Annotated in this window: 2 protein-coding genes and 1 pseudogene; 2 read left to right on the top strand and 1 reads right to left on the bottom strand. The window is 46.6% G+C overall.

The window, feature by feature from the left end; translation table 11 throughout:
- Positions 1 to 226: 226 nt before the first annotated feature.
- A complete protein-coding gene (ggt, locus tag HMPREF2608_RS01490; RefSeq protein ID WP_070825742.1) occupies positions 227 to 1,996 on the bottom strand; it encodes a gamma-glutamyltransferase in 1,770 nt (589 codons plus the stop codon).
- Between the two features lie 482 nt (positions 1,997 to 2,478).
- On the opposite strand from ggt, the gene gnd reads away from it, so the two are divergent.
- Positions 2,479 to 3,927 (top strand): decarboxylating NADP(+)-dependent phosphogluconate dehydrogenase, encoded by a 1,449-nt coding sequence (gnd, locus tag HMPREF2608_RS01485; RefSeq protein ID WP_070825741.1) that lies wholly within the window; start codon positions 2,479 to 2,481, stop codon positions 3,925 to 3,927.
- Positions 3,928 to 4,464: 537 nt separating this feature from the next.
- Positions 4,465 to 4,652 (top strand): annotated as a pseudogene (locus HMPREF2608_RS01480) (IS1595 family transposase); the annotation flags it as partial.

Raw genomic sequence — 4,652 nt, 5'->3', positions numbered from 1 at the left:
GGCTTTTTTGCAAAGGTCTCAGGCCGTCTGAAAGGTTCAGACGGCCTAAATCATGTTGTTTTCCACAAGTAATTATCCACATATTCATCCATTTTATCCTATTGAAAAATAAAAATATTAAAATTTAACGTTATTCTTATACACATCTTATCCATATATTTTCCAAAACTAAAAAGGCCGTCTGAATTTGGTTTCAGACGGCCTTTTTCATGTCAAACCGACAATATCAATCGCCCATGACCTTGCCTTCACGGCGCGGGTCGGCGCCTCCGAGCAAACCGTCTTTGCCGATCACAATGCCTTGCACGCCGGAATTCAAATCACGGATTTGGACTTTGTAGCCCAGTTTTTCCAACGCAGCCGCTTTATCCGCTGCAGCGGTTTTTTCCTCGATCTCATACTGGCTGCCGCGATTGAGCATATTCGGCAGTGAAATTGCCGTCTGAATGTCCATACCCCAGTCGATATGTGCCACCAACGTTTTAGCAACGAAACCGATAATGCGGCTGCCGCCCGGCGAACCGACCGCCATATAAGGTTTTCCGTCTTTCATCACAATGGTCGGCGCCATCGAAGAACGCGGGCGTTTGCCGCCTGCCACGCTGTTGGCCACCGTTTTACCGTCCTCTCCGACAGGATTGAAGGCAAAATCGGTTAATTCGTTGTTGAGCAGATAGCCGTTTGCCATCAGCCCCGAACCGAACGCGTTTTCAATCGAAGTCGTCATCGATACGACGTTGCCGTCTTTATCCACAACCACCAAATGACTGGTGGACGGTAGCTCGACCGCCATGCCTTGCGCGTATACCTTGCCAAACTTGCCTGCCTGAATAGTTTCCAATGCCTTGTCAGCCTTGCGGATTTTTTCGGCACGCGGTTTCAAATAAGCCTGAGAAATCATGGCATGGGTCGGAACATTCACAAACGCAGGATCGCCGACATAATAATCACGGTCGGCAAAAGCAATCCGCGACGCATCGCCTATCCAGCGCCAACTGTGGATATTTTCCGCGCCCAACGCCTTCATATTCTGATTTTGCAATACGCCCAAAATCTGCCCCAAAGCAATCGCGCCCGAACTTGGCGCGCCCATACCGCAAACTTCATATTCACGATACGGCGCACAAACCGGCTTACGCTCGATAACTTGATAGTTTTTCAAATCCGCCATGCTGATTTTGCCAGGATTATCCACAGCACTGGTAACGGCACGAACAATATTCTGCGCCTGCATTCCCTGATAAAACGGCGCACTGCCTTTTTCCGCCAACAGGCGCACAGAACGCGCAAATTCAGGATTTTTCAAAACTGTTCCCGCAGCCAAAGGTTTGCCGTCGGGTAAGAAATAGGCAGCAGTTTGCGGATAACGTTGCAAGGGTTCCAAATTTTGTTCGATGGATTTCGCCATACGCGGAGAAACAGCAAAACCCTGTTCCGCCAAAGTAATCGGTTTTTCAAACAAACTTGCCCACGGCAATTTTCCGTAACGCTTGTGGACATCTTCGAGCAGCTTCGGAATCCCCGGCACACCGACCGAACGGCCGCCGACCACAGCTTTCATAAAGCCCATCGGTTTGCCGTTTTCGTCTAAGAAAAGTTCTGGCGTTGCCGCTTTCGGCGCCGTTTCACGGGCATCAAACGTCGTCAGCTTTTTCGCCTTATTGTCCCAATACACCAAAAACGCACCGCCGCCCAATCCGGAAGACTGCGGCTCAACCAGTCCCAAAGTTGTCTGCATGGCAATCATCGCATCTATCGCACTGCCGCCGCGCTTCAAAATTTCATAACCGGCTTCAGTTGCCAGCGGATTGGCAGACGCCGCCATATAATGCTTGGCACGGATTAACTTCTGCTCCGTCAGCCCTGTTCCTTGCTCCGGCGCATGGTTATCCACAGATACGGAGGGCAGGGCAACTTGAGGCTTTTGAACCGGCCGTTGCGCACAAGCGGCCAAAATAAAAACGGATAACAGGTTAATACTAAAGGAAAACTTCATATGTACACCCTTATTGAAATATTTTCAGACGGCCTTTTCCCAGCTTAAACAAAAGGAAATATGAAAATAGTTTGAAATAAAAAACCATTTGACTATTTCTCTAGTCAATCAGTTCCGATTGGAGAAGTATAAAACAAGCTAAGATTGTGCACAGGCAAAAAGTTACCCACAGAATGGAGCAGCAGAAAAAATTTATCCACACCTACAAACAAGGCCGACCATACTTTATCCTCATCAAAAAATATCAGCTAAGTATTTGAAAAATTGTTTTAATCAAAGTTATCAACAAGCTGTGGCAGCACTCAATATCATCTTCTATTTATTATTTAAAATCTAATTTATAGTTTGTTTTCCCAAAGGTAAAGGCCGTCTGAAACGTAAAGGCATCTTTTCAAAAAATTAAAAAGTTAAGGATTGTTAAAAAGTTGTAAATCAGCTAGAGTTACGCTTGATAAATTTAATCAATAATGGAGTTTCACCAAATGAAAGGCGACATTGGCGTTATCGGCCTTGCCGTAATGGGGCAAAACCTGATTCTCAACATGAACGACAACGGCTTTAAAGTTGTTGCATACAACCGGACGACTAGCAAAGTAGATGATTTTTTAAACGGCGCAGCCAAAAATACCAATATTATCGGCGCATATTCACTGCAAGATCTGGTTGATAAATTAGAGAAACCACGCAAAATCATGATGATGGTACGCGCTGGTTCTGTTGTTGACGATTTTATCGAGCAACTCGTTCCGCTTTTGGACGAAGGCGACATCATTATTGACGGCGGCAATGCCAATTATCCTGATTCCACCCGCCGTACACACGAGCTGGCGGCAAAAGGCATCCGCTTTATCGGTGCCGGCGTATCTGGTGGCGAAGAAGGCGCGCGTCACGGCCCATCTATCATGCCTGGCGGCGATGAAGCCGCATGGCCTGCCGTCAAACCGATTTTCCAAGCCATCTCCGCCAAAACGCCTCAAGGCGAGCCTTGTTGCGACTGGGTTGGCCGCGATGGTGCGGGCCACTTCGTCAAAATGGTGCACAACGGCATCGAATACGGCGATATGCAGTTGATTTGCGAAGCGTACCAATTCATGAAAGACGGCTTGGGTCTGAGCTACGACGAAATGCACCGCATTTTCAGCGAATGGAACCAAACCGAACTGAATTCTTATCTGGTTGAAATTACCGCCGCGATTTTGGGTTACAGAGATGAAAACGGCGAACCTTTGGTCGAAAAAATCCTTGATACCGCAGGTCAAAAAGGTACAGGTAAATGGACCGGCATCAATGCCCTCGATTTGGGTATCCCGTTGACACTGATTTCCGAAGCCGTGTTTGCACGTTGCGTGTCCGCGTTTAAAGACCAACGCATCCAAGCAAACAGCCTGTTTGGCAAAACCATTATCCCGATTGAAGGCGATAAAGCCGCATGGGTAGATGCTTTGCGCCAAGCCCTGTTGGCATCCAAAATCATTTCTTATGCACAAGGCTTTATGCTGATCCGCGAAGCCAGCGAAAACAACGATTGGGCATTGAATTACGGCAACACCGCCCTCTTGTGGCGTGAAGGCTGCATCATCCGCAGCGCGTTCTTGGGCAACATCCGCGACGCATACGAAGCCAATCCTGATTTAGTCTTCTTGGGTTCCGATCCTTATTTCAAAGGCGTATTGGAAACCTGTCTGCCTGCATGGCGCAAAATCGTTGCCAAAGCGATCGAATGTAGCATTCCGATGCCTTGCATGGCTTCCGCCATTACCTTCCTTGACGGCTACACTTCCGCGAGCCTGCCTGCCAACTTGTTGCAAGCCCAACGCGACTACTTCGGCGCGCACACTTACGAGCGTACCGACAAACCGCGCGGCGAGTTCTTCCATACCAACTGGACAGGTAAGGGCGGCGATACCGCTTCAACCACATACGATATTTAATTTGCCTGAGTAAACAAAAGGCCGAATTAGGAAGAACAACCAGTTACAGAAGGCATTATGTGTAAATGCTCTCTGAAGGTAGATGTGTTTAAACTTGTTGAAAGCCGTTAACAGGCAGAGCCTTTGCAAAAAACTCTTTATCCGACAGCCGAATCCCAAATACAGGATTTCGGCTGTTTTCGTTCTAAAATCTTCCTTTATTTTCCCAAAATTATCCTTTCCTTCTTCGGATACCTAATCATTAGGTATTCGGATCGTTTTTTAGGCGTAAATAGGCGTACTAGCTTATGGACGGTTTTCAGTAAGTTCAAACAAACCTACCTTCAGAGGGCTTTACGTATAATGCTATCTTGTAAGTAATCCTCTTCCAAATATTGCTGGTTTTCCATACTGTCGTAGCCTTTGTTGGCATAAATTGTCATAGCTTCTATTAGGTCTTCAAAAAAAGGAAATAGGTTTAAGAAAACAAAGCATTATTTACATAGCAGGTTAATAAAAGGGGCTGTACTAGATTAGCAGATATGTTACCCTCGAAATATGAAGATAACACACTGCAAATTAAAGAAAAAAAGTACAGAAAGAACTGCTCCGTTTTTTTGTGCTGGAAGTTACCGCCCGTTCTGCGGCCGATATTTTGGGTATCCATCCCAATTCAGCAGCACTGTTCTACCGTAAAATCCGCACGGTTATAAACTATCATTTGGCCTTGGCTGCCGATGAGGTTT

It is taken from the genome of Neisseria sp. HMSC064D07, from assembly GCF_001837185.1.
GTDB lineage: Bacteria > Pseudomonadota > Gammaproteobacteria > Burkholderiales > Neisseriaceae > Neisseria > Neisseria flavescens_C.
Note: the sequence above shows the minus strand (reverse complement) of the source record. Positions and strands in the feature narration are given on the sequence as shown.

What these genes read in the sequence shown, in the direction of transcription:
- gnd (WP_070825741.1), top strand. Translation starts at nt 2,479, where the DNA reads ATGAAAGGCGACATTGGCGTTATCGGCCTTGCCGTAATGGGGCAAAAC.
- ggt (WP_070825742.1), bottom strand. Translation starts at nt 1,996, where the DNA reads ATGAAGTTTTCCTTTAGTATTAACCTGTTATCCGTTTTTATTTTGGCC.